This is a genomic window from Pseudokineococcus basanitobsidens, assembly GCF_037482545.1.
GTDB lineage: Bacteria > Actinomycetota > Actinomycetes > Actinomycetales > Quadrisphaeraceae > Pseudokineococcus > Pseudokineococcus basanitobsidens.
Genome location: NZ_JBBIAA010000008.1, coordinates 106,938 through 125,402 on the forward strand (window position 1 = coordinate 106,938; position 18,465 = coordinate 125,402).

At 75.5% G+C, this 18,465-nt stretch carries 16 protein-coding genes; 7 read left to right on the top strand and 9 right to left on the bottom strand.

What is annotated here, in order from left to right:
* Positions 1–2: 2 nt before the first annotated feature.
* The 4 genes from nadA to WDZ17_RS09380 form a co-directional block, all read right to left on the bottom strand.
* The gene (nadA, locus tag WDZ17_RS09365) at positions 3–1,310 is read right to left on the bottom strand and encodes a quinolinate synthase NadA (protein WP_339574881.1); all 1,308 of its coding nucleotides are present in this window, start codon (positions 1,308–1,310) and stop codon (positions 3–5) included.
* 127 nt (positions 1,311–1,437) lie between these two features.
* Positions 1,438–2,130, bottom strand: a complete 693-nt coding sequence (locus WDZ17_RS09370) for an NUDIX hydrolase (RefSeq protein WP_339574882.1) — start codon at positions 2,128–2,130, stop codon at positions 1,438–1,440.
* Between the two features lie 246 nt (positions 2,131–2,376).
* The gene (locus WDZ17_RS09375) at positions 2,377–4,485 is read right to left on the bottom strand and encodes an ArnT family glycosyltransferase (protein ID WP_339574883.1); all 2,109 of its coding nucleotides are present in this window, start codon (positions 4,483–4,485) and stop codon (positions 2,377–2,379) included.
* Positions 4,482–5,936, bottom strand: coding sequence for a bifunctional glycosyltransferase family 2/GtrA family protein (locus WDZ17_RS09380; RefSeq protein WP_339574884.1), 1,455 nt, complete (start codon positions 5,934–5,936; stop codon positions 4,482–4,484). The genes WDZ17_RS09375 and WDZ17_RS09380 overlap by 4 nt, the downstream gene beginning before the upstream one ends.
* Before the next feature lie 189 nt (positions 5,937–6,125).
* Between WDZ17_RS09380 and WDZ17_RS09385 the strand changes: the two genes are divergently transcribed.
* Positions 6,126–6,911 carry an SDR family NAD(P)-dependent oxidoreductase gene (locus WDZ17_RS09385; RefSeq protein ID WP_339574885.1) on the top strand — a complete coding sequence of 262 codons (786 nt, stop codon included), beginning with the start codon at positions 6,126–6,128 and terminating at the stop codon, positions 6,909–6,911.
* A gap of 33 nt (positions 6,912–6,944) precedes the next feature.
* Here the strand turns inward: WDZ17_RS09385 and WDZ17_RS09390 are convergent, their stop codons facing one another.
* Entirely contained in the window at positions 6,945–8,504 is a 1,560-nt protein-coding gene (locus WDZ17_RS09390; RefSeq protein ID WP_339574886.1) for a sensor histidine kinase, read from the bottom strand.
* Positions 8,501–9,250, bottom strand: coding sequence for a response regulator transcription factor (locus WDZ17_RS09395; RefSeq protein WP_339574887.1), 750 nt, complete (start codon positions 9,248–9,250; stop codon positions 8,501–8,503). The genes WDZ17_RS09390 and WDZ17_RS09395 overlap by 4 nt, the downstream gene beginning before the upstream one ends.
* Positions 9,251–9,410: 160 nt before the next feature.
* On the opposite strand from WDZ17_RS09395, the gene WDZ17_RS09400 reads away from it, so the two are divergent.
* Together WDZ17_RS09400 and WDZ17_RS09405 are read left to right on the top strand one after the other, a co-directional pair.
* On the top strand, positions 9,411–9,794 hold the full coding sequence (locus tag WDZ17_RS09400) for a PGPGW domain-containing protein (protein ID WP_339574888.1): 384 nt from the start codon (positions 9,411–9,413) through the stop codon (positions 9,792–9,794).
* 63 nt (positions 9,795–9,857) lie between these two features.
* Positions 9,858–10,298 (top strand): DUF1810 domain-containing protein, encoded by a 441-nt coding sequence (locus tag WDZ17_RS09405; RefSeq protein WP_422631917.1) that lies wholly within the window; start codon positions 9,858–9,860, stop codon positions 10,296–10,298.
* A gap of 16 nt (positions 10,299–10,314) precedes the next feature.
* Here WDZ17_RS09405 and WDZ17_RS09410 read toward each other — a convergent pair whose 3' ends face one another.
* Positions 10,315–11,187 (bottom strand): LLM class F420-dependent oxidoreductase, encoded by an 873-nt coding sequence (locus WDZ17_RS09410; RefSeq protein WP_339574890.1) that lies wholly within the window; start codon positions 11,185–11,187, stop codon positions 10,315–10,317.
* A gap of 147 nt (positions 11,188–11,334) precedes the next feature.
* On the opposite strand from WDZ17_RS09410, the gene WDZ17_RS09415 reads away from it, so the two are divergent.
* From WDZ17_RS09415 to WDZ17_RS09430, 4 genes are all read left to right on the top strand, one after another.
* Complete coding sequence (locus WDZ17_RS09415; RefSeq protein WP_339574891.1) at positions 11,335–11,970, top strand: hypothetical protein; 636 nt, start codon at positions 11,335–11,337, stop codon at positions 11,968–11,970.
* A 123-nt stretch (positions 11,971–12,093) separates the two neighbouring features.
* Positions 12,094–12,900, top strand: a complete 807-nt coding sequence (locus WDZ17_RS09420) for a YcnI family copper-binding membrane protein (RefSeq protein ID WP_339574892.1) — start codon at positions 12,094–12,096, stop codon at positions 12,898–12,900.
* A 139-nt stretch (positions 12,901–13,039) separates the two neighbouring features.
* On the top strand, positions 13,040–13,699 hold the full coding sequence (locus WDZ17_RS09425; protein ID WP_339574893.1) for a copper resistance CopC family protein: 660 nt from the start codon (positions 13,040–13,042) through the stop codon (positions 13,697–13,699).
* A 188-nt stretch (positions 13,700–13,887) separates the two neighbouring features.
* Complete coding sequence (locus tag WDZ17_RS09430; protein WP_339574894.1) at positions 13,888–14,532, top strand: rhodanese-like domain-containing protein; 645 nt, start codon at positions 13,888–13,890, stop codon at positions 14,530–14,532.
* Between the two features lie 104 nt (positions 14,533–14,636).
* Here the strand turns inward: WDZ17_RS09430 and WDZ17_RS09435 are convergent, their stop codons facing one another.
* Both WDZ17_RS09435 and WDZ17_RS09440 read right to left on the bottom strand, forming a co-directional pair.
* On the bottom strand, positions 14,637–15,716 hold the full coding sequence (locus tag WDZ17_RS09435) for a ribonucleotide-diphosphate reductase subunit beta (protein WP_339574895.1): 1,080 nt from the start codon (positions 15,714–15,716) through the stop codon (positions 14,637–14,639).
* Between the two features lie 134 nt (positions 15,717–15,850).
* Positions 15,851–18,406 (bottom strand): ribonucleoside-diphosphate reductase subunit alpha, encoded by a 2,556-nt coding sequence (locus tag WDZ17_RS09440; RefSeq protein ID WP_422631927.1) that lies wholly within the window; start codon positions 18,404–18,406, stop codon positions 15,851–15,853.
* Between the last annotated feature and the right edge of the window lie 59 nt (positions 18,407–18,465).

The following is an 18,465-nucleotide window of genomic DNA, read 5'->3' on the forward strand; positions in this document are numbered from 1 at the left end:
GCTCACCGCGGCCGCACCTCGAGCATCCGCTGCAGCGCCACCCGCGCCGAGACGGCCGTGCGCGCGTCGACGCGCACCTGGTTGAGCACCTCGCCGCGCACGAGCGCCTCGAGCACCCACGCCAGGTAGCCGGGGTGGATGCGGTACATCGTCGAGCAGGGGCACACCACCGGGTCCAGGCACGTGATCGTCAGGTCGGGGTGCTGCGCGGCGAGGCGCTGGACCATGGTGATCTCGGTGCCGATCGCGAAGCTCGTGCCCGGCGGCGCCTCGCGGACGACCCGCTCGATGTGCTGGGTGGAGCCGGCCTCGTCGGCCGCGTCGACGACCTCCTTCGGGCACTCGGGGTGGACGACGACGCGCACGCCCGGGTCGGCGGCGCGGGCGGCCTCCACCTGGGCCGTCGTGAAGCGCTGGTGCACCGAGCACCACCCGCGCCACAGCAGAACGCGCGCGTCGTGCAGGACGTCGGCGTCGTTGCCGCCCAACGGCTTGCGCGGGTCCCAGACCGGCATCCGCGACGTCGGCACGCCCATCGCGGAGCCGGTGTTCCGCCCGAGGTGCTGGTCGGGGAAGAACAGCACCCGCCGTCCGCGCGCGAACGCCCACTCGAGCACCGCGGCGGCGTTGGACGACGTGCAGACGATGCCGCCGTGGTCGCCGCAGAACGCCTTGAGCGCCGCGGAGGAGTTCATGTACGTCACGGGCACGACGGGCACGAACCCCTCGGCGTCGGGCTCGTCGATCGGCGCGCCGTAGACCGCCTCGAGCTGCTCCCAGCAGGCGGTGACGGAGTCGAGGTCGGCCATGTCGGCCATCGAGCACCCGGCCGCGAGGTTGGGCAGGACGACGTCCTGGTGGTCGCCGGTGAGGACGTCGGCGGTCTCGGCCATGAAGTGCACGCCGCAGAAGACGACGTGCTCGGCCGCCGTCGTCGTCGCCTGCTGCGCCAGCTGGTAGCTGTCGCCGAGGAAGTCGGCGTGCTGCACCACCTCGTCGCGCTGGTAGTAGTGCCCGAGCACGACGACGCGGTCGCCCAGCGCCGCCTTGGCCGCCGTGATCCGCGCCTCGAGCTCGGGCAGGGGTGCCCGGCGGTACTCCTCGGGGATCCGCTGCTGGACGGGCGTCCCGGCGGGGGCGACGTCGTCGCGCGAGCTGCCGGGCCCGTACTCCGGGGCCGGCGGCGCCTCCCCGGGCACGGCGTCCATGGCCCACGGGCCGTCCGCGAGCGCCGGGTCGCACAGGCCTGTGCTGGACGTCTCCGGAGAGGTGCGGGGCCGGGTGCCCAGGGTCAGCGGGGTCGTGCTCATCGGTCCTCCTCGGGCGCGGCGTCGACGTCGCGCGCAGCGGTGCGGGTCTGGTGGCGGGTCCGGCGGTCTGGTCCGGCGTCGGTGGCCGGGTCCGGGTCGGTGGTCGGGTCTCGGAGGGCCGCAGGGCCTAGGCGGCGGGCCCGGCGGTGGTCTCGAAGGGGCCGGCCGCGCCCTCGGGCACGACGGCGCGGTACAGGCGCGGCGGGCGGTGACGCCCGCCGGTGAGGTGCTCGTCCGTCGCCTCGACGGCGCCGCTCGCCACGACGCGGCGGCGGAAGTTGGCGGGGTCGAGCTCGCGGCCGAGCACGGCCTCGTGCACCTCGCGCAGCTGGCCGAGGGAGAAGGTCTCCCCCAGCAGGTGGACGGCGACCTGCGCGTATCCCACCTTGGCGCGCAGCCGCCACAGCGCGTAGGCGACGACCTCGTCGTGGTCGAAGGCCAGCCCGCTCGCCTCGGCGACCGGCACCCAGCGGACGTTGTGGACCTCGGCGACGCGCGCCGCCTCCGGGCTCCGCACGAGGGCCGAGTAGATGACGGAGACGACGCGACCCGTGGGCGAGCGGTCCGCGCGGCCGAACGTGTAGAGCTGCTCGACGTAGCTGGGACGCAGCCCCGTCGTCTCGACGAGCGTGCGGCGGGCGGCGTCGGCGAGGTCCTCGTCGGCCCCGATCCACCCGCCCGGCAGGGCCCACGCGCCGTCGAAGGGGTCGCGCGTGCGGCGGACCACCGGCAGGTGCAGGTGCAGGGCGTCGCTCCGCGGCAGGAGCGTGAAGATCACCGTGGAGACGGCGACGGACGCGACGGGACCGCCGTGGGTCATCACGCCCCCTTGTGGTCACGAGCACCCTTACCGACGTCCCGAGCCTACGTCGCTTCTGGTCGCCATGACAACTACGTCTCCCTCCCGCCCCGCGCCCCCTCTCCGCCCGCCCCCCCCTTCTCCACCCCCATCCCCACCCCCTTCTCGCACTTCGACGACTTCTTGCCGCCCACGAGGCGCGCAGGTGGCAAGAAGTCGTCGAAGTGCGGACATCGGCGGGGACGAGAACGGGGACGGGCAGACCCGTCAGGCCGTGGCGCCCGCCGAGAGGTCGTAGACCGTCGTGCCGCCGACGGTCTGGGCGGTGAAGGTCGCCTCGACCCAGCTGGTGATCCGCGCCGAGGTCGACGTCGTGCCGTCCGCGGAGCCACCGGGACCGCCGCCCATGCCGCCGCCCCCCATGCCGCCGCCCGCGATGAACCAGTGGATCTGGCCGTCGGCGACGTCCTGCTGGAACTGCGCCAGCGTCGGCGACGGGTCGCTGCCGTTGAACCCGCCGACCGCCATCACCGGCAGCTGCGTCGCCAGCTGGTAGCCGGAGGCGTTCTGCGAGCCGACCGCCGCCGCGACCCAGGTGTAGTCGGAGGCGTCCGCCTCGAGCGCCGTGACGAGCTCGGACGACGGCGTGGTGCTGTCGAGCAGCCCGCCCGCGCCGCCCCCGCCGGGGCCGCCCGCGGTGCCGGCGGTCCCGCCGGGAGCGCCGGTCGCCCCCGTGGTCCCGCCGGGGGCCGTCTGGCCACCGGGGCCGCCGCCGAACCCGGCCCCACCGCCGGGGCCTCCTCCGCCGGGGCCGCCGGTCGCCCCCGCGACGTCCGGCCCGGCCGTGACGATGGAGCCGGTGTGCGCCGTCCCGACGGTCTGGACGGCGTACGCGGCCGGCCCGGCGAGCCCGGCGACGAGCGCGACCACGGCCGCGCCCGTCAGCAGGCGACGGGTCAGGAGGTGGCCGAGGACGAGCCCGAGGCCGGCCGCGAGCCCGGCGACGAGCACGACGAACCGCAGCCAGGGCAGGAAGTCGGCGGACCGGCCGAGCAGGACGAAGGACCACGACGCCGTCGCGGCGACGGTGACGCCGAGGAGCGCCCGCACCCACGGGCGCCGGCCCTCGCGCCACAGCAGCACCGCACCGGTGCCGACGAGCGCGGCGACCGCCGGCGCGAGGGCGACCGTGTAGTACTGGTGGAAGATCCCGGCCATGTAGCTGAAGACGAGACCCGTCGTCAGCAGCCAGCCGCCCCAGACGACGAGGCCGGCCCGCTGCGGGTCGGTGCGCGGACGACGCCCGCGCAGCACGAGGGCGCCCGCGAGGAGGAGCAGCGCCGCGGGCACCAGCCAGGCGATCTGGCCGCCGAACTCGCTGGTGAGCAGGCGGATGATGCCGGTCTCGCCCCAGCCGCCGCCGTTCCCGCCGCCCCCCACGCTGCCGGTCTCGTCGCCGGTGAGGCGGCCGAGGCCGTTGTAGCCGAGCGTCAGCTCCAGGATCGAGTTGGTCTGCGAGCCACCGATGTACGGACGGCTGCTCGCGGGCCACAGCTCGACGACCGCGAGCCACCACCCCGCGGTGACGACGAGCGCGGCACCCGCCGCGAGCAGGTCGAGCATCCTGCGACCCAGCCCCTTCGGCGCGGCCAGCAGATAAGCCCCCGCGAAAGCCGGGACGACGAGCATGACCTGCAGCTGCTTGGTGAGGAAGCCGAGCCCGACGAGGACCCCGGTGAGGACCATCCAGCGGGTACGACCGCTCTCCACCCCGCGCAGGACCGCGTAGGCGCCGAGCGTCATGAGCAGGACGAGGAGCGCGTCCGGGTTGTTGAAGCGGAACATCAGCGCCGCGACCGGCGTCAGCGCCATGACGACGCCGGCGAGGAGGGCCCCGGCGGGCCCGACGCGACGGCGGACGGCCGCGAAGACCGTCCCCACCGTGGCCACGCCCATGAGCGCCTGCGGCACGAGGATGCTCCACGAGCTGAGGCCGAAGAGGCGCACCGACAGCGCCATCACCCACAGCGAGGCCGGCGGCTTGTCGACGGTGATGGCGTTCGCGGCGTCCGAGGAGCCGAAGAAGAACGCCTCCCAGCTCACCGAGCCCGCCTGCACCGCGGCGGAGTAGAAGGAGTTGGCCCAGCCGTTCGCGCCGAGGTCCCAGAGGTACAGCAGGCCGGTGCCGAGCAGGAGCCCAAGCAGTGCCGGTCGGGCCCACGCCGGGTCCTGCGGCCGTCCGCGCCAGACGCGGCGGGCGCGCGAGAGCCGGTGGCCGGAGGCGCCGCCCCCGTCGGGCTCGGTGGACGGGCGTGGCCCGGGCGGGGACAGGCGGCCGGTGGCCGCCCTGGGGTGGTCGGTGGTGGGAGCGCTCATCGCGAGACCTCCGGGGTGACGGCGGCGCTCGACGACGCCGCGCTGGTGAGGGTGGTGGTCGGGGAGGCGGTCGCGCCGTCCGGGGCGACGGCGCCGTCGGGCGCCTCCGGGCGGAAGACCCAGCTGCGCAGGAGCAGGAAGCGCAGGAGCGTCGCCAGGAGGTTCGCCCCGACGAGGACGGCGATCTCGAGCCCTCGCGAGGGCACGGGCTGCAGGGCGTGCAGCAGCCCGAGCGAGCCGGCCGTCAGCGCCCACGCGAGCGCGACGACGCCGAGGCCCTGCAGGTGGTGGCGCCCGGCGCGGGCCCGGCCCCGGACGCCGAAGGTGAGACGTCGGTTGGCCGCGGTGTTCGCGACCGCGGTGACGAGGAGGGCGACGAGGTTCGCCGCCTGCGCGGGGACGGCCTCGCGGGCGAGCGCGTAGAGCAGGACGTAGGCGAGCGTGCTGAGCGCCCCGACCACCCCGAAGCGCACGAGCTGGCCCAGCAGCCCGGCGGGGGCGCCGAGCGCCGTGAGGGCGAGGGAGGCCGGCACCGGCAGCGGCGCCCGCCCGAGCTGGGCGCGGACGGTCTCCAGCGGCAGGTCGCCGCGGACGAGGGCACGGCCGAGGCGGGCGATGCCGCGCAGGTCCTCCACCGCGGTCGCGACGACGTCGACCCGGCTGTCGGGGTCGTCGACCCAGTCGACGGGCACCTCGTGGATGCGCAGGTCGGCACGCTCGGCGAGGACGAGCAGCTCGGTGTCGAAGAACCAGCCGGTGTCCTCGACGAGCGGCAGCAGCGAGAGGGCGACGTCGCGGCGCACCGCCTTGAAACCGCACTGCGCGTCGGAGAACCGGGCGCCGAGCGTCCCGCGAAGCAGGACGTTGTAGCAGCGGGAGACGACCTCGCGCCGCGGCCCGCGGACGACCCGGGACGAGCGGCTCAGCCGGCTGCCGATCGCGAGGTCGGAGTGGCCGGTCACGAGCGGGGCCACGAGCGGCAGGAGCGCCGCGAGGTCCGTGGAGAGGTCGACGTCGGTGTAGGCGAGCACCTGCGCGTCGGAGGCCAGCCAGGCGGTGTGCAGCGCACGGCCACGGCCCTTCTCGTCCAGGTGCAGGACGCGGACCGAGGCCAGGTCGCGCTCGAGCGAGCGGGCGACCGCCAGGGTGCGGTCGCGGGAGGCGTTGTCCACGACCGTGATGCGGTACGTCCAGGGGAAGGACTCCGCCAGGTGCGCCTCGAGCCGGCGCACGCACGGCTCGAGGTCGGTCTGCTCGTCGTGCACGGGCACGACGAGGTCGAGCACCGGCGCCGGCCGGTGCCCGTCGACCCGGGCGGGCCGCTCGGCCCGGTCGACGGCGGAGGCGGTGGGAGGCTCGGGCGCCCGGGACGCACGGCCTCCGGGACGAGGTCGCTCGTCCCGCTGACCGGCCTGCGCCGGGACCCGCGCCGGGGTGGTGGGGGTGGTCATGACGACGACGGTCGGCCCGGTCGCCATGACCGCACCCGGCGCCGCCTGTGCAGGCGCTACGAGCCTCCGCGTGCGCCCCACCGGGCACGGTGCCTACGGTCGCGGGCACCGCGCGGGGGGCGCCGCGGGGCACCGGCGTACCGACACGCCGCCGGCCACCGGCGGCCCCGACCTCCCCAGGAGGACCCCGTGAGCGACTCCCCCACGACGACGACCGGCTCGGGCGACCGTCCCCTGGCCGGCCGCACCGCCCTCGTCACCGGCGCCTCCTCCGGCATCGGCGAGGCGACCGCCCTCGCGCTGGCCGACCTCGGCGCCGACGTCGCCGTCGGCGCGCGCCGCGCGGACCGGCTCGAGGACCTCTCGGGCCGGCTGCGGGACAAGGGCGTCCGCGCGGTGACCCTCGACCTCGACGTCACGGACGAGCAGCAGTGCCGGGACGCGGTGCAGCGCACCCGTTCCGAGACGGGCCGCGTCGACGTCCTCGTGAACTGCGCCGGGCTCATGCTCCTCGGCCCGATCGTCGACGCGGACACCGAGGACTGGCGCCGCATGATGTCGACGAACGTCCTCGGCCTCATGTACATGACCCACGCCGCGATCGGCGGCATGGTCGAGCAGGGCTCCGGCGACGTCGTCAACATCTCGAGCGTGGCCGGCCGCGTGGCCCGCTCCGGCGCGGGCGCCTACAACGCCAGCAAGTGGGCGGTCAACGCCTTCAGCGAGTCCCTGCGCCAGGAGGTGACCGCGAAGGGCGTGCGCATCACGCTCGTCGAGCCCGGCGCCGTCCAGACCGAGCTCAACGACCACATCACCGACGACGCGAGCCGCGAGAAGTCCAAGAAGAGCTACGACTCCATGGACTCCCTGCAGGCCGAGGACGTCGCCCGGGCGATCGCCTACGTCGTCACCCAGCCGGCCCGCGTGGCGGTCAACGAGGTGCTCGTGCGGCCGACGGACCAGACCGCTCCCTGACGGGCTCGCCGGGGCCCGGACTCAGCGCAGGACTCAGCGCCGGACGGCCGTGGGGAGGAGGGCCTCGTCGGCGGGCGCCGGCCACGGCAGCAGCAGACGGAAGGCCGTCCGCCCGGGACGGGACTCGACGGAGATGCTGCCGCCGTGCGCGTCGACGACGGCGCGCGCGATGGCGAGGCCGAGCCCGGTGCTGCCGGCGGCACGCGAGCGCGAGGTGTCGGCCCGGGCGAAGCGCTCGAACACCGTCGGCAGCACCGCAGGGTCGACGCCGGGGCCGTCGTCCTCGACGACGACCTCGGCCCCTGCGGCGCACGAGCGCAGCCGGGTCGTCACCGTCGTCCCCGGGGGCGTGTGCGTGCGGGCGTTGGCGAGCAGGCCGGCGAGCACCTGGTGCAGCCGTGCGGCGTCGCCCGGCACGACGAGCGGTGGCGCGTCGTCGGCGTCCTCGTCCTCGCCCGGCAGGTCGAGGAACCAACGGTGGTCGGGCGCGGTGACCCGGGCGTCGCTCACGGCCTCGACGACGACCATCGGCAGCTCCACCTCGTCCCGCTCCAGCGGTCGCCCGGCGTCCAGCCGGGCGAGCAGCAAGAGGTCCTCGACGAGCCCGGTCATGCGCGTGGCCTGCGACTCGACCCGCTCGAGCGCGTGCGCGACCTCCTCCGGCAGGTCGGCGCTGCGGCGGCCGGCCAGCTCGGCGTAGCCACGGATCGACGCCAGGGGCGTGCGCAGCTCGTGGCTCGCGTCGGCGACGAACTGGCGGACCTGCGTCTCGCTGCGGTGCCGGGCGGCGAGCGCGGCGCCCACGTGGACGAGCAACCGGTCCAGGGCCGCCCCCACCTGGCCGACCTCCGTGCCCGGGTCGGTGTCACGGGCGGGCACGCGGACGGCGAGGTCGACCTCGCCGCGGTCGAGCGGCAGGGAGGACACCCGCGTGGCCGTCGCGGCGACCCGGCGCAGGGGACGCAGGCCCCGGTCGAGGACGGCGCGGCTCGCGAGCACGGCGACCGCGATGCCGACGGCAGCGAGGACGAGCGCGGCGACGGCGAGCTCGCGCAGGACGGTCGTCGTCCCCGCGAGCGGCTGCCCGACGAGGACCTGCCCGCCGTCCGCGCTCGTCGCCACCACTCGGTAGGCGCCGCGACCCGGCACGTCGACGGTCGTCGGCTCCGACCCGACGCCCACCAGCGCCGCGGCCTGCTCGTCGGTCCACGCGTCCGCCTGCGGGAAGCCGCCGCTGGCCCCCTGCAACGTGGCCGCGGTGACCGTGCCGCCGTCCACGCGCGCGCCGAGCGAGCCGACGGGCAGGCCGAAGAGCAGGAAGTTGAGGCCCTCCTGCGCGCCCTCGCCGAAGGGCCCGCCGCCCTGACGCCCGTCCCCGGGCCCCCCGCGCCCGCCGAGGGCCTGCGCCGTCTGCGCCGCCTCCTGCCGCACCTGCTGGTCCACCTGGCCGACGAGCACCTGGTCCACGACGAGCAGCGTGACCGCGCCGGTGACGACGAGCACGACCACGAGCACGGCGGACAGGCCCGCGAGCAGCTGCGTGCGCAGCGAGCGCCCACGACGCCCCGGCCCGGCCGGGGCCCGGCGGCTCACGTCCCGGCCGCCTCCGCGGCGGCGGGCTTGAGCACGTAGCCCGCGCCCCGCAGGGTGTGGATCATCGGCGCCCGCCCGGCGTCGATCTTGCGCCGCAGGTAGGAGATGTAGAGCTCGACGACGTTGGCCTGCCCCCCGAAGTCGTAGTTCCACACCCGGTCGAGGATCTGCGCCTTGGACAGCACGCGGCGCGGGTTGCGCATGAGGTAGCGCAGCAGCTCGAACTCGGTGGCCGTGAGGCGGACCTCCGCCCCCGCACGGGACACCTCGTGGCTGTCCTCGTCCAGCGTGAGGTCGCCGACGACGAGCACGCTGTCCGGCGACCCCGGGGCGGCGGCGGTGCGCCGCAGCAGACCTCGCAGGCGGGCCACGACCTCCTCGAGGCTGAACGGCTTGGTGACGTAGTCGTCGCCCCCCGCCGTGAGCCCGGCGACGCGGTCCTCGACGGCGTCCTTCGCGGTGAGGAAGAGCACCGGCACGTCGGCGCCGTCGGCACGCAGCCGGCGCAGCACCTCGAGGCCGTCGATGTCGGGGAGCATGACGTCGAGGACGACGGCGTCGGGTCGCCAGGAGCGACCGGTGCGGACGGCGGTGAGGCCGTCGGCCGCGGTGCGCACCTCCCACCCCTCGTACTTGAGGGCCATGGACAGCAGGTCGCAGAGGTTCCGCTCGTCGTCCACGACGAGCACGCGCAGCGGCGTGCCGTCTCGGCGCTGCAAGGAGCCGCGGGCCGGTGCTGTGGTCATGGGCAGACTGTGGACCTCCCGGCTGCCTGCTGTCCGTGCCCTCGCTGTGCTCCTCCTGTGCGCGACCGGTGCCGCGCGGTGCTGGCGGGCCGCGGCTGGCAGGCTGGGACCCCGGGCCCGACCGCCGGCGCCCCGCCCGGACACCCTGAGGAGCTGCGCGATGCCGACCGCCGTCGTCGCCGTCGTCGGGGGCGTGCTCACGCTCGCCGGCGTCGCGCTGCTCGTGCTGCCCGGCCCGGGCATGCTCCTCGTGGCCGCCGGCCTGGCCGTCCTCGCGAGCCGCTTCGCGTGGGCGAAGCGCCCGCTCGGGTACGCGCGCAACCGCGCCGAGGCGGGCATGCGGCAGGTGGCACGCCGCCGGGCGTCCGCCCTCTTCGCCCTGGCCTGCGCCGCCGCGCTCCTGCTCGTCGGAGCCCTGGGACTCGCCGGCGTCGAGGCACCCGGGCTCACGAGGCTGACGGCGGTGCTCATGGCCGGCAGCGGAGCCTTCCTCGTCGGGACCGTCCTCTACGCCCGGGCCGCCGGGAACCGCCGCCCCGTGTGACGCGCCCGGTGTGACGCCCCCGCCGCGCCGGTGGGCTGGCGCACGGGGGGACGGACCACGACGGTGGTGGACGTGGACGACCCCTTCGACCTCCGGCGCTTCGTCGACGCGCAGGCCGGCGGCACCTACGAGCAGGCGCTCGCCGAGCTCCGCGCCGGCCGCAAGCGGGGCCACTGGATCTGGTTCGTCCTGCCGCAGCTGCGCGGGCTCGGCTCCTCGCCGGCCGCGCATCACTACGGCCTCACCGGGCTCGACGAAGCGCGCGCCTACCTGGCGCACCCCGTGCTCGGCCCCCGCCTGCGGGAGTGCACGCAGGCCCTGGCGGACCTCCCCGGCGGCGACCCGACGGCCGTGCTCGGCGCGGTCGACGCGCTCAAGGTCCGCTCGTCGGCGACGCTCTTCGCCCGCGCGGCGGACGACGGCGGCAGCCCGGACGTCTTCCGGGCCGTCCTGGCGCAGTACTACGGCGGGCAGGAGGACGCGGCGACGACGACGCGGCTCTGACCCGGGCCTCCCGACGTCAGAGCTCCCGCAGCCGGGGCACCAGCAGCTCGGCGGCCCGCTCCGTCCACCGCGTGGGGTCCTGCGGGTCAGGTCCGACCCAGACCTGGGAGATGCCGAGCGCCGCGTACCGCTCCATGAGCCGCAGGAAGCCGTCGACGTCCTCGAGCACGTCGCGCCCGGCGATGACGGTCCGCGCCACCTCGCCGGGGTCGCGCCCGACGTCGGCGCAGTGCCGGTCGAGCACCTCCAGCTTGTGCCGCAGCACGTCCTCGCCGGCGTCGAACAGGTTGCACGCGTCGGCGTGCTGCGCGACGAGCCGCAGCGTCTTCTTCTCCCCCATGCCGCCGACGAGCACGCGCGGGCGCGGGTCGCGCAGCGGCCGGGGGACGCACAGGGTCTCGGCGAGGCGGTGGTGGCGTCCCTCGTAGGGCCCGACCTGCGGCCCCCACATCTGCGCGCAGATCTCCAGCGCCTCCTCCAGCCGCTCGAAGCGCTCGGCGACCGGCGGGAAGGGGACGCCGAGCGCGCGGTGCTCGCGCTCGTACCAGGCGGCCCCGATCCCGAGCATCGCCCGACCGCCGGAGAGGACGTCGAGGGTCGCCACCGTCTTCGCGAGGAGGCCCGGGTACCGGTACGTGACCCCGGTGACGAGCAGGCCGAGCTCGATCTGCTGCGTGAGCCCGGCGAGGAACCCCAGGGCCGTGTACCCCTCGAGCATGGGCTGCTCGGCGACGCGGTCCGGCGTCTCCATCTGGAACCAGTGGTCCATGAGGGTCAGGGTCGTGACGCCGCCGTCGTCGGCGGCGCGCGCCGTCGCGGCCAGCGTCGGCCCGATCGCGGCCGGCCCCCCGGGGCCGTCGAACTGCGAGACGTGCAGGGCGAGATGCACCGTGGCTCCTCTCGGTCGCCGCGGTCGGACGGGCGCGGCGGAGGACGGCAGTGTGCCCGGACACGTGGTCCGGAGGCGTGGTCCGAAGGGGGACGCCGCGTGCGGTTCCGCGGCCCCCGGTGTCGGCACGGGCGTACGGTGCCCGGCATGGACGAGCGGCACGCCCGGGCGCTGCGGTGCGTCCGCGCCGTGCTGCTCGCGGGCCTGGTGCTCTCCCTCGCCGCGGGCGCGCACGTCGTGGGTGGCGGGGACCTGCCGTCGCCGCTCCTGCTGGCGCTCCTGGCGACGCTCTCGCTCGCCGCCGGCTCGGCCCTCGCCCGCCGCCGGCTGCGGCGTCGCACCCTGGTGCCCGCCCTCGCGGCGGGGCAGGCCCTGCTGCACCAGGCCTTCACCGCGCTCGCGACGGTCCCGGGGACGACGGAGCCCGCCGGTCCGGCCGGCCACGGGGGTCACGCCCACGGGTCCGTCCTCGTCCTCACGAGCACCGCGGGCGCCCCCGAGGTCGCCGTCGACCCGGCCTCGGGGCTCATGGTGCTGGCACACGCGCTCGCCGCCGCGGCGACGGCGCTCGTCGCGGTCGCCGCCGACCGGGCCTGGGAGCGCGCCGTCGCGTGGGCGGTCCGGCTCTTCCCCGCGCTCGCCGTCCTGCTCACCGGTCCCGTCGCCGGCGGCGGCCCGCGCACCCGTCGGACCCGCGCGCGCCGTACCGCGCTCCCCCGCTCGGTCGTCCTCAGCACGCAGCCGCGCCGCGGCCCGCCCGCCGGCCTCCTCGCCGCCGCCTGAGCCGAGCACCCGCTCCCTCTCGGGTGGCACGCACGTGCCCCCGTCCCCCCGGTCGCCGCGCGGACCACACCGCCCCGGCGCACCCGGGCCTGCCCTCCGGGCAGCCACCCCATGGAGATCGTCATGCGCACCACCACGTCCACCCCCGGCTCCGCCACCACGTCGACCGTCCCTTCCACCACCGGGTCCACCACCGGCCCCACCACCGGGCGCCGCACCGCCCGCACGAGCGGTGCCGCGCTCGTCACCGGCGCCCTCGTCCTCGTCCCCGCGCTCGCGGCCTCGGCGCACGTCCGGGTCAGCGCCGAGGACCCCACCGCGGGCGGCTACAGCGTCCTGACCTTCCGCGTGCCGAACGAGTCCGACACCGCGGGCACGACGCAGGTGGCCGTCGAGCTCCCGACGGACACCCCGATCACCTCGGTGAGCGTCGAGCCCGTCCCGGGCTGGAGCGCCGACGTCGTGCGCGGGGACCTGCCCGAGCCCGTCGCGGTCGAGGGCGGTGAGGTCACCGAGGCCGTCCTGTCCGTCACCTGGACGGCGGAGGACGGCGTGCAGATCGGGCCGGGGGAGTTCCAGCGCTTCGTCGTCTCGGCGGGACCGCTGCCGGCCGACGGGACGGACGTCGTCCTGCCCACCACGCAGACCTACTCCGACGGCGAGGTCGTCGCCTGGGACACCCCCGCCGTCCCGGGAGAGGAGGAGCCCGAGACCCCCGCCCCGCAGTTCACGACGGTCGCGGCGGCGCAGGAGACCGGCGGCGGGGCCACCACGGCCGACGCCGCGACGACAACCGACGCGGAGGCGGCCTCCGCCACGACCGGCAGCAGCACGGCCCTGTGGCTCTCCGGCGGCGCCCTGGCGCTCGGCGTGGTGGCCGTGCTCGTCGCCCTCGCCGGGACGGCGACGCGTCGCCGCCCGGGACGCTGACGTGCGCCCCGGACCCCGCGTCGCCGGCGGCGAGGCGGCACGGGCGAGGGTGGGACGAGGCGTCCGTGCCCGTCCCGGCACCGAACACCCGGCAGCGGGCGCAGCAGCGGCCCGCACGAGCACCGCACCAGGAGGACCCATGACCGCCAGCCCGGCCCGACCGACCGTCCGCCGCTCCGCGCGCGCCTGGGCGGTCGGCGCGCTCGTCCTCGCCGTCGCCGCGCTGACCGCGCCGGCCGCGTCGGCGCACGACCGGCTCGTCGGCTCCGACCCGGAGCCCGGCGCCGTGCTCGACGCCGTCCCGGCGCAGGTGGTCCTGACGTTCTCCTCCGACGTCCAGGAGCTCGGCACGACCCTCGAGCTGCTGGGCTCGGACGGCGGGGCGGCGTCCGACGCGGAGACGCAGGTGGAGGGGCGCGACGTCGTGCTGCCCCTCCCGTCGGACCTCGCCGCCGGCGACTACACGCTTGTCTACCGCGTGACCTCCTCCGACGGCCACCCCGTCGACGGCGAGGTGCCCTTCACGCTCGACGTCGACGCACCCGCGACCAGCGCACCGGCACCGGCACCGGCCGGGAGCCCGACCACGGCGTCACCGACCACGGCCGTCCCGACGCAGACGGCGGGGCCGAGCCCGTCGGCCTCCGCGGGTACCGCCGTGGCGGACGACGCGGACCCGGCCGCGGCGACCACCGAGGACGGCTTCCCGTGGGTGCCCGTGCTCGTCGTCGTCCTCGTGCTCGCCCTCGGCGGTCTGGCCGCCGGCGTGCTGGCCCGACGGCGCGGCGCCACCCGCTGACTCGCGCACCTCACGCAGGAGGGGTCCGGTCGCCGCGGCGGCCGGGCCCCTCGTCGTCCGCAGGACCTCCTCCCCCCCGGCCCGCGCACGGACGTCTGCGCCCCGTCCCGGACGGCGGACGCGCGGAAGGCCCGGTCACGCAGCCGGGTTGACGTCGTCGACGCCCGACCCGCTCCAGGAGGACCACCGTGACCAGCACGCTCACCCCCATGACCGCCGCCGCAGCCGGCGCCCGAGCCCATGGCTCGGTGAGCCCGCGGGCCACCGACGCCGGCCGCATCGTCGAGGGCCTGCGGCGCCCCGCGCCCATCACGCTGATCGACGTCCGCCCGCCGGCCGACTACGCCGAGGTCCACGTCGAGGGAGCGGTCAGCGTCCCGCTCGAGGTGCTGCGGGAGAACGCCCCGGCCGTCGCGAGCCGACTGCACGGCGACGTCGTGCTCATGTGCGGCGCCGGCGTCTGGGCCGAGCAGGCCCGTCAGAGCCTCGTCGGCGCCGGCGCCACCGCGTCCTTCCAGGTGCTCGCGGGCGGGGCGGACGACGTCCGGCGCGCCGGGGGCACGGTGGTGCGCGGACGACGACCGGTCGAGCCGTGGTCCCCGGGACGTCAGGTCGGCCTCGTCGCCGGCGCGCTCGTCGGCGTCGGCGCGGTGACCGCGCGGTCGGCGCCCTCCCGGGTCGCCCTGGGCGCCCTCGGCGCCGGGCTCGTGGCGGGCGCCGTCACCGGAGGCGGCGCGCTCGCCCGCGCGCTGGCCGACCGCACCCCCGGGCCCGCGGCGATGCCCTCGCTGGACGAGGTCCTCGAGCGCCTCCCCGCGCCCGCCGCCGCCTGAGGTGCCACGGACGCAGGACGGCCCGGTCACCGTGTCGGTGACCGGGCCGTCCTGCGACCGCCACCGGTGTCGTGCCGGCCGGCGCCGGCTCTGCCCGGCCGCGGTCAGTCCCAGCTGAGCCCGCCGCCGGTCTGGTACTCGATGACGCGGGTCTCGAAGAAGTTCTTCTCCTTGCCCAGGTCCATCACCTCGCTCATCCACGGGAACGGGTTGTCGACGGGCGGGTAGACGGGCGCCAGGCCGAGCTGGCCGCACCGACGGTTGGTGATGAAGTGCATGTACTGCGCGCACAGGTCGGCGTTGAGGCCGAGCAGGCCGCGCGGCATCGTCGAGCGGCCGTAGGCGACCTCGAGCTCGCACGCCTGGGTGAGCATCTCGCGCACCTCGGCCTGGAACTCGGCCGACCACAGGTGAGGGTTCTCGGCCTTGATCTGGTTGATCGTGTCGATGCCGAAGTTCAGGTGGATCGACTCGTCGCGCAGGATGTACTGGTACTGCTCCGCGATGCCGACCATCTTGTTGCGGCGGCCGAGCGACAGGATCTGCGCGAAGCCGGTGTAGAACCACATGCCCTCGAAGATGACGTAGAAGGCGATGAGGTCCCGCAGGAACTGGGTGTCCTTCTCGGGCGTGCCGGTGCGGAAGTCCGGGTCCTCCAGGGCCTGCGTGTACTGCAGCGCCCACGCGTCCTTGTCCGCGATCGAGGGCACCTCGCGGTACATGTTGAAGAGCTCGCCCTCGTCCAGGCCGAGGCTCTCGCAGATGTACTGGAAGGTGTGCGTGTGCACGGCCTCCTCGAAGGACTGCCGCAGCAGGTACTGGCGGCACTCGGGGTTCGTCAGGTGCCGGTACACGGCGAGGACGATGTTGTTCGCCACCAGCGACTCGGCCGTGGCGAAGAACCCGAGGTTGCGCTTGAGCATGAGCCGCTCGTCCTCGGTGAGGCCGCCGGGTGAGTTCCACAGCGCGATGTCGGCCTGCATGGACACCTCGGTGGGCATCCAGTGGTTGCCGCAGCCGGCGAGGTACTTGTCCCACGCCCACGTGTACTTCATGGGCAGCAGCTGGTTGACGTCGGCGCGGCCGTTGATCATCCGCTTCTCGGAGACCTCGACCCGGCCGCCGCTGCGGTCGAGGCTGCCGAGCCCGGTGCTGGACGCCTCTCCCGGGCCGGTCGACGGCACGGCCGGCTCCGGGACGCCGGGCAGGTCCGCCGGCCGCGCGGTGACGTCGCCGGAGGTGCGGGCGCCGGGAACGTGGGGACGGTTCGCGGGGGTACGGGCAGGGCTGGGGGCGGGAGCGTCGTCCCAGTCGAGAGTCACTGGCAGGCCTCGCACTCGGGGTCGTCGATGGAGCACGCCGCGGGCTGCGGCGCACCGGTGGGCGCGGTGCTGTCGAGGAGCAGAGGGCCGGCGGGCGCCGTGGGGACGGCGGCCACGGGGGCCGTCGCAGGAGCGGGCACCGCTGCGGGTGCGGGTGCCGCGGGCGCGATGGCCACGGCGTTGAGGCGCCCGTCGGTGCCCGTGAGCGTCGACTTCTCGACGTGCGTGCGGCTGGAGCTGCGCAGGTAGTACGTCGTCTTGAGCCCGCTGCGCCACGCGGCGCGGTACAGCTCGTCGAGGGTGCGGCCGTTGGGCTCCAGCACGTAGAGGTTGAGCGACTGCGCCTGGTCGATCCAGACCTGGCGGCGCGAGCCGGCCCGCACGAGCCAGTGCGGGTCCACCTCGAAGGCGGTGGCGTACAGCGCCTTCAGGTCCTCCGGCACACGGTCGACGGCGCCGAGGCTGCCGTCGTAGTACTTGAGGTCGCTCACCATGACGTCGTCCCACAGCCCGCGCTCCTTGAGGGCGCGCACGAGGGACGTGCTGACGACGGTGAAGTCGCCGCTCATGTTCGCCTTGACGTAGAGGTTGCGGTACTGCGGCTCGATCGACTGGCTGACCCCGACGATGTTGCTGATCGTCGCGGTCGGGGCGATCGCCATGATGTTGGAGTTGCGGACGCCGACCCGCTGCACGCGCTCGCGCAGCGGCCCCCAGTCCAGGGTCTCGACGACGGGCTGGTCGAGGTCCCCGCCGCGGGCGGCGGCCACGCGGGCCACGGAGTCGTGCGGCAGCACCCCCTGGCTCCAGAGGGAGCCCGGGAAGGAGGCGTAGGCGCCGCGCTCCTCGGCCAGGTCCGCCGAGGCGCTGATCGCGGCGTGGCTGATGGCCTCCATGCTCGTGCCCGCGAACTCGACCGCCGCCTCGCTCGCGTACGGCAGGCCGAGGGTGAAGAGCGCGTCCTGGAAGCCCATGAGCCCCAGGCCCACCGGGCGGTGCCGGCGGTTCGACCTCTCCGCCTGCGGGATCGTGTAGAGGTTGATGTCGATGACGTCGTCGAGCATGCGGACGGCGGTCGCCACCGTCTCGCGGAGCTTCTCGACGTCGAGACCCTCGGACGTCACGTGCTGGGCGAGGTTGACCGAGGCGAGGTTGCAGACCGCGACCTCGTCCTTGCTGGTGTTGAGCGTGATCTCGGTGCAGAGGTTCGAGGAGTGCACGACCCCCGCGTGCTGCTGCGGAGAACGGAGGTTGCACGCGTCCTTGAAGGTGATCCACGGGTGCCCGGTCTCGAAGAGCATCGTGAGCATCCGCCGCCACAGGTCCTTGGCGCGCAGCGTCCGGGCGACCGTCATCCGGCCGGCCGCCGCCTCGGCCTCGTAGTGCTCGTAGCGCTCGGCGAAGGCCGTGCCGTAGAGGTCGTGCAGGTCCGGCGTCTCGTCCGGCGAGAACAGCGTCCACGCGCCGTCGGCCTCGACCCGCTGCAGGAACAGGTCCGGCACCCAGTTCGCCGTGTTCATGTCGTGAGTGCGGCGGCGGTCGTCGCCGGTGTTCTTGCGCAGGTCGAGGAACTGCTCGACGTCGATGTGCCAGGTCTCGAGGTACGCGCAGACGGCGCCCTTGCGCTTGCCGCCCTGGTTGACGGCGATCGCGGTGTCGTTGGCGACCTTGAGGAACGGCACGATGCCGGAGCTCTCGCCGTTCGTGCCCTTGATGTAGGCCCCGGTGCCGCGCACCGGCGTCCAGTCGTTGCCGAGGCCGCCGGAGAACTTGGCGAGCAGGGCGTTGTCGCGGATGCCGGAGTAGATGGCGTCGAGGTCGTCGTCGACGGTCGTGAGGAAGCACGAGCTCAGCTGCGGGCGGACCGTGCCCGCGTTGAAAAGCGTCGGCGTCGAGGTCATGAGGTCGAACGTCGAGAGCGCCTCGTAGAACTGGATCGCCCGTGCCTCGCGGTCGTCCTCCTCCAGCGCCAGGCCCATGGCCACGCGCAGGAAGAACGCCTGCGGCATCTCGAAGCGGACGCCCCGGGTGTGCAGGAAGTACCGGTCGTAGAGCGTCTGCAGGCCGAGGTAGGTGAAGTCGAGGTCGCGCTCGGCGTGGATCGCCGCCCCGAGCCGCTCGAGGTCGAACTCGAGCAGCCGCGGGTCGAGACGCTCGTCCGCGACGCCGTGCCGGACGTAGTCGGCGAAGTAGGCCGGGTAGCGCTCGGCCATCTGCGCCTGGCTGGCCTGCTGCGGCTCCCCCGCCAGCAGGGAGAGCACCTCGGTGCGCAGGACGTCGAGCAGCAGCCGGGCGCTGACCCGGCTGTAGTCGGGCTCCGTCTCGACCATCGAGCGCGCCGCGAGGACGGGCGCCTGGGCCAGCTCGGCGGCCGTGATGCCGTCGTAGAGGCTGCGGACCGTCTCGGCGAGGACGGCCGAGGCGTCCACGGCGGCGTCGAGGTCGGCGCACGCCTCGCCGACGACGAGGCGCAGCCGGTCGGCGTCCAGGGGGCTCTGCGTGCCGTCCGGTGCGGTCACCCGCAGGTCGGGGACGCGCGCGCCGCCGGGCAGCTCGGGGAGGTCGACGCCGGCGGCGGGCTCGTCGTCGGGGTCGGGCAGCGGGGGGGGAG

What these genes read in the sequence shown, in the direction of transcription:
- nadA (WP_339574881.1), bottom strand. Translation starts at nt 1,310, where the DNA reads ATGAGCACGACCCCGCTGACCCTGGGCACCCGGCCCCGCACCTCTCCG.
- WDZ17_RS09370 (WP_339574882.1), bottom strand. Translation starts at nt 2,130, where the DNA reads ATGACCCACGGCGGTCCCGTCGCGTCCGTCGCCGTCTCCACGGTGATC.
- WDZ17_RS09375 (WP_339574883.1), bottom strand. Translation starts at nt 4,485, where the DNA reads ATGAGCGCTCCCACCACCGACCACCCCAGGGCGGCCACCGGCCGCCTG.
- WDZ17_RS09380 (WP_339574884.1), bottom strand. Translation starts at nt 5,936, where the DNA reads ATGACCACCCCCACCACCCCGGCGCGGGTCCCGGCGCAGGCCGGTCAG.
- WDZ17_RS09395 (WP_339574887.1), bottom strand. Translation starts at nt 9,250, where the DNA reads ATGACCACAGCACCGGCCCGCGGCTCCTTGCAGCGCCGAGACGGCACG.
- WDZ17_RS09400 (WP_339574888.1), top strand. Translation starts at nt 9,411, where the DNA reads ATGCCGACCGCCGTCGTCGCCGTCGTCGGGGGCGTGCTCACGCTCGCC.
- WDZ17_RS09415 (WP_339574891.1), top strand. Translation starts at nt 11,335, where the DNA reads ATGGACGAGCGGCACGCCCGGGCGCTGCGGTGCGTCCGCGCCGTGCTG.
- WDZ17_RS09420 (WP_339574892.1), top strand. Translation starts at nt 12,094, where the DNA reads ATGCGCACCACCACGTCCACCCCCGGCTCCGCCACCACGTCGACCGTC.
- WDZ17_RS09425 (WP_339574893.1), top strand. Translation starts at nt 13,040, where the DNA reads ATGACCGCCAGCCCGGCCCGACCGACCGTCCGCCGCTCCGCGCGCGCC.